The sequence below is a fragment of the Catenibacterium sp. UBA627 genome, assembly GCF_002299355.1.
GTDB classification, from domain to species: Bacteria; Bacillota_I; Bacilli_A; order Erysipelotrichales; family Coprobacillaceae; genus Catenibacterium; species Catenibacterium mitsuoka.
Window position 1 is genome coordinate 1 of the sequence record NZ_DBPF01000127.1, and the last position, 5,742, is coordinate 5,742.

6 protein-coding genes are annotated in these 5,742 nt (G+C 32.8%); all 6 read right to left on the bottom strand.

Going from position 1 to position 5,742, the window contains the following annotated elements:
* The coding region (locus tag B2S90_RS08710) for a DNA/RNA non-specific endonuclease (protein WP_286696891.1) at nt 1-278 on the bottom strand (278 nt) is incomplete at its 3' end.
* Between the two features lie 154 nt (nt 279-432).
* Nucleotides 433-1,596, bottom strand: coding sequence for a type IV secretory system conjugative DNA transfer family protein (locus B2S90_RS08715; protein ID WP_286696892.1), 1,164 nt, complete (start codon nt 1,594-1,596; stop codon nt 433-435).
* Nucleotides 1,586-2,365, bottom strand: a complete 780-nt coding sequence (locus B2S90_RS08720) for a M48 family metalloprotease (protein ID WP_278779757.1) — start codon at nt 2,363-2,365, stop codon at nt 1,586-1,588. The genes B2S90_RS08715 and B2S90_RS08720 overlap by 11 nt, the downstream gene beginning before the upstream one ends.
* A 77-nt stretch (nt 2,366-2,442) precedes the next feature.
* Nucleotides 2,443-3,492 carry a hypothetical protein gene (locus B2S90_RS08725; RefSeq protein WP_279148343.1) on the bottom strand — a complete coding sequence of 350 codons (1,050 nt, stop codon included), beginning with the start codon at nt 3,490-3,492 and terminating at the stop codon, nt 2,443-2,445.
* A 1-nt stretch (nt 3,493) separates the two neighbouring features.
* Nucleotides 3,494-4,747 carry a type IV secretion system DNA-binding domain-containing protein gene (locus tag B2S90_RS08730; protein ID WP_286696893.1) on the bottom strand — a complete coding sequence of 418 codons (1,254 nt, stop codon included), beginning with the start codon at nt 4,745-4,747 and terminating at the stop codon, nt 3,494-3,496.
* Between the two features lie 80 nt (nt 4,748-4,827).
* Nucleotides 4,828-5,742, bottom strand: a 915-nt coding sequence (locus B2S90_RS08735; protein WP_286696894.1) for a CHAT domain-containing protein, incomplete at its 5' end; no start/stop codon positions are given.

Below are 5,742 nucleotides of genomic sequence, written 5' to 3' on the forward strand. Positions count from 1 at the left end.
CTATTATTTGAATCCTGGGCATAGGAAGCCACTTCTCTTTCTATATGTCTTTGATCTATTTGATTCACATTTTTATTTTGTGGATCTATATTTTCAAGACCTGAACTTCCTTGCAAAGAATGCGCAATTAGATGTCCACCATGATCATTCTCCTGGCGATATTCACCTCCTGCAATCTTTTGATTATAAGTGTTTCTAGGCTCTACAGCCCCTACTTCTTCTACATAACCAGAGGCAATCTTGCCTAATGGTGTATTTTCATATGTAAATTTGTTCATAGAATACTCCTTACTAAAATATATAAACCAACGAGAATAATAATACATGGCATAAAGGCGCTACATATCTGTATCAATGTTGGCATACCATCAAGTATCCATGCTCCTAAGCCAGGTATGAAATAACACAGTACTACAAGTAATATTAAGTACTTCATAAGTAATCCCTCCTCATGAAATAAGGTATAAATAATTTAATAGATGGCTGATGGTTAATTAAACAGAATGCTTCAAAAGGACGCAGCTTAAGTAAATCATTCATAGATACTCTAGGTAGATTACCTACTGTATCTCTATAACCACTTAACTGACTCATATATGCCAGAGTATTATAATTAGTTGTCTGAAAACTGATAATATTCTGACAACAGTCCATAATAGTCTGTGCTACAGACTTACTATAACCAATCTCTAATTGATCCATGGATTGAATCAATAAAGTAAACTGGATATTTCTAGAACGTGCTGTACTAATATATCTTTCAAAGCTAGGTAATCTAAAATGAGCAAACTCATCAATAATAAAATGAAATGGAATATCTAACTGCCCGGTTTGATCACATGAATGATATAAAACATGAATAAGTTCTGTAAGGACTAAAGAAACAAGGCCATCATACTGTTCAGAATACTCTGGGTATTTTAAATATATAATTGTCTTCTCTTTAGGTATTTTTCTTATATCAAAGCTTGTCGTTCTTGTGATTCTCTTTATTTTAGAGTTTGTAAGAATAGAAGAGATAGTCGCAAAGGCCGTCATTAATATAGATGCTGTTGTTTTCTCACTATTTGTAAAGACACCATTTAATAATGAACTTGCCATAGGTGTACTACGACCTAATCCTAGAAACTCTATACGTGCAGAACTTTCTACACATAGATGTGATAATGCTTCTAAGTTTATTTTCTTACTTTTTGTTTCTAACAAGTAGTAAATAATGCCCTTTATATAGGTAGTAGAACTGATTGTCCAGAAAGGATCCTCAGATCCTTTCACTGGTTTATTTAACGCCTCACTGATTAATGAAATCAATTCACCACATAACACAGACTCATTTTCTTGATAATAGTCCTTCACTAAATCTAAGCAGTTAAATGAATCTCCTTTATAATTCAAGTAATCAAGCAAGATAATATTGTATCCTTGAGACTTAGCGAGATCATATGTACTCTTATAGATTTCTTCTTTACTATTATCATTCACAAAAAGACTATGTCCTTGTTTTAAAGCATCTATTGTTTCATTAATCGCAATACAACTTGTTTTACCACTACCTGGTTCTCCAAGTACGATTGTATTTTTAATATCAGTTTTCATAGGTTTCCTCTAATTTTTTAACTCTTTTATAAGAATTGGGTTCATAACGATTAAGATAATGAATGAGACCATAACGATTGTTTTCATCCATTGTGATAGCATATTCATCTGCTTCATAATCTCTTATAGTCATATAGAAGTTTAAGAAAAGATGATCAAATCCTAGTAATAAGTTCTGCATAGACTTCATCAGCCATCTTAAGAACTTTACAAAGAGTGATCCTGTAAAGTAAGTAGTAAATGAGAATGACCCAAGGATGAGTAAGATAATCATCATAAAGAATAAGAATGCAAGAATGCCTGAATAGAATAATAAGACAAAGAATATGAGTGCAAGGATATTGAATGATACAACTTGTCTAAAGAGAATATCACAATTATAAATATGACCACATTCATGTGAAATACAGGCACGTAAGGCATCTTCATCATGTAAGTTCAACATCCCTTTTGTGACTACAATAGTATGGAGGCCATAATGTGTTACTTCTATTGCATCATCTTCTAAGTAATAGAATTGAATATCTGGATGAGGAAGTTGAATATCTTCTACTACCTGTCTATAAAACATGGAATAGCTATTGACAGGCATTTGATCTAAGCGTATGGCTTGATTTAAAGAGATAGTAATACGTTCTTGTCCGTATCCTATAAAGATAAATAGGAGACTTATAAGGATACATAGTAGTAGTGGTGCATCAAATAATGTATTAAGAAAATACCAGTCTCCAAATAATAGGAGTACAGCAAGTGTAAGATTTGTTTTCATAGTGTGAGTCCTTTCTTTATAACTAATTCCTGAAAAAGAGGATGTATGTTTTCCTCTCTTTCAGGTTGGAGTGTTTTTTATGAAATGAGATTTGTATTTTTTAGCAGTAATTGTAACTTGTTAGACCAGACAAATAAACGAAGTGTACTATCATAAGTCTGTAGGAGGCAGACATTCTTATTTAAGTACATGATTTCTTCTTTACTTATCTTGGGCTCCTTAACAGGAGCTAATGTAGCGACTGTTTCTGTCTTATCTGTACCAAATAGACGATCTAGAAGACTTTCACTTCCTATTCTCTTATTTCTAGAAATAGTAGAGGTTGTGTGAACAACTTCTACTTCACCTGCAAGCTGCGATATTATATTGGCAGAGTGTTCACTGTGATTGAGATATATTTTTGTGGAGAAGAGATAAGGAATCTGTGATATAAGTTCTTCATGTAAGAAGATATCTTTAAATATCGCAATAAGTGGATAGTCTTCTTTATTCATTTCAAAGAAATGTTTGAGCGTTTGTGTATTATATTGTTTATGATCTTCGATTAAAATGAGAGGTTGATGCATAACTTTCATCATCTCATTAATAAGATATAAATGGACGTCCTGGTTAATTTCATCAAGCTGGATAGTTGAGCATCGTGATGGAGGACAGCCTGTATTTTTAAATAAGAGGACGATAAACATTTCTATAGAAATAAATTCTGTTGTATGAAAACCTATGTATTGATTCATATAATAGTCAAATACAGAAAAATCGATTGCTTGAGTTTGAAGCAGTTTATTGAATTCCTGTTTTACTATTTCATAGTTTTCACATTGAATAAAAGCATCGAGTAATGTCATATTCTTGTTGAGTACTCTCATAAGTTTCTTTAGAAATAATAAGTAGTTTTCTACAAAAATGATTTCTGCATGAGGAATCTCATGAACATACAACAAGTTCTTGATTAACTCAATCAGCTGTTCATCGTTATATCTTCTAAAGTAGTCATAATAGTTAATATGAGAGGATTTCACAGCACCATCATAATCATCTAAAGTGACGACTGTTTTTTTGAACTGGAGTGAATTCATAAAATTATTTTTAAATGTAGGATTATGTCCTGAAATCAGTATTTTCTGCATATTAGACTCCTTTTAAGAATTTTACTTTAAACATAGGCTGATCAAGTATCTTAAGGTAAGCTTCACCTACTGTTAATGTTTCTATATCACGTGTTGAGATAAGATCATCTTTTTGAACAACAATTTCTGTGTGTCCTGATATATGGGCTGGAAAGACAGACGTTTCAATCATATCCTGCCCACCTAAATGGACAATAAAGTCCTTTGTGGGGGAATCTCTTGGTCTAAAGAAGACAAAGTTCTGGAAGCCACCTAGAACTGATTGTTGTAGATGTTCATCAGGAGATTCTAGACATCTATAGAGTAGTTCTATAGATTGTAATCCTAAGATGACATGGATTCTTTTTCCCGCCCCAATGTTTAGGACCTGTACTAACTCAAAGTCCCCATCTAATACAGAGGCTTCATCTAGAATTAGATACACACGTCTTTCTGGCGCATTTCTACTTAATTTTCTTTTAATGATTAATTTAAGTAACAGCTTCATCAGATAATTACTACTCTTCTGGAACTGAATATCATATTGAAGAAGGAGTAAATTACCCTCAACTGCAAGAATATCTTTTGTGGACATCAATACTGCATCGTCCTGTACAAAGTAATAATCAAGAATTAAATGCATAGTAGAAAGAATAGCACCGTTCTGACCATTCATTTTTGTTTGTCCAGCATAGAGGTATGTTTCCGCAATATAACCTAAACCTACGTTATGTAGAATATTCTTGATATCAATAAGACTTAAGCTTCTGATCCAGTTTGCGAGTGTTTTATTGTCTGCAATACAATTGTTTCTTAACTGGAAGAGAAGAAGCCCATAGAGTACTTTCTGAGCTGTTTCAGGAAAGAACTTGTTGTGTGATTTTGTGAGTTCTTCATGAAAGAGCTCCATAGTGATTTCATTGAGGGCGTCTTCTGGATAAGAAGAGTCATAAGCCTCTTTGAGAATACTCCAATGAAATGTAGGATTCTTTACAGAAAAGAATGCATCATTTGATTGGAGTAAGTCATTGTAGTCATCCTTGACATTCAATAAGATATATAAATCATTCGGATGTACATGTCTTAAACGTGTTACTAGATTTTTAATAAATGTGGTTTTACCACTACGTGTACCGCCAAATATAGCAAGATGTGACTCTAGCGTATTGGTATCAAACGGAATATCTAATCTTGTATTTTTATAAATTGCAGGAATAGAAACCTTTGATTTCTTAAAGCTAATATCTACACGATAATCTTGACTTCTAACAAACATAGAATATCAACTCCTTTCACCTATAACGTATGGAGTGATATTTTTCCCTCTTTTTGAACAAAATAAAAAGATACATATAATTAAATATGTACCTTTCCTTGGATGATGAAGCCTTTCCAGTCTTCTTCTTCATAATGTCCATGCACAGTTTTCAACATCTTTTTCTGTGCCCTACATTCTTTTATTCTGTTGTCTAATTGTATAAGTTTCATCTTTAAAGTCGTTGGATGTATTTCTTCTTTAAGATAATACTTAAAGTCTTCTTTAAACTGAATGAGTTCTTTTATACCATTCTGATAGTCTGATAAATACAATTGAGTTTCCTGGTAAGACTGCATCGCATTTCTAGACTTCTTATAATATTGGTAGAAGATCTTCATAAATAGTGCAGCATTATAGTCATCTATTTCTTCTACAGTAAGTAAGAGGGTTTGAGCCCCTGCAAGTTCAAAAGCACGTCTTATACCATAGACACCTTCTCCACCCACACTCTTACCTTGTCCTGTCTGACAGGCACCTAATACAACAAGTTCTGTATCTGTTAAGTCCATGTCTTGTATTTCTGCAGCAGTGACATAACCAGAATCTGTTTTATTATAACCAGATAGACATAGACGACCATTTTCCATTAATTGGTCTGAGTCAACATATTCACCATGTGTACTAATATGGAGAATCTTAGGACTGATAATATCTAAGAAGTTATCATGATTGGCATCGTCACGTGATAAGAGTGTACTATCTTCAAACAATTGATTAATATACATGCCTTCAATATAGCTTCCATAAAGAACACCCTTTTGTCCTCTACTTTCAGAAGAATCATCATAATAATCAGGATAAATGACAGATACAATATCTAAATCATCATCACTTGATTGTTTATAGTCTTCTAATAGATCTTGTGGTGAAGAGAGATAGCTGATTTCTGTATTGATATATCTTGCGAAAGAAATATTGTATAGATCTCCATCAGGACAGATATAGAGGTGTTT

Excerpts from the sequence above, each read along its gene's own strand:
- B2S90_RS08715 (WP_286696892.1), bottom strand. The coding sequence starts at position 1,596 with ATGAAAACTGATATTAAAAATACAATCGTACTTGGAGAACCAGGTAGT.
- B2S90_RS08725 (WP_279148343.1), bottom strand. The coding sequence starts at position 3,492 with ATGCAGAAAATACTGATTTCAGGACATAATCCTACATTTAAAAATAAT.
- B2S90_RS08730 (WP_286696893.1), bottom strand. The coding sequence starts at position 4,747 with ATGTTTGTTAGAAGTCAAGATTATCGTGTAGATATTAGCTTTAAGAAA.
- B2S90_RS08720 (WP_278779757.1), bottom strand. The coding sequence starts at position 2,365 with ATGAAAACAAATCTTACACTTGCTGTACTCCTATTATTTGGAGACTGG.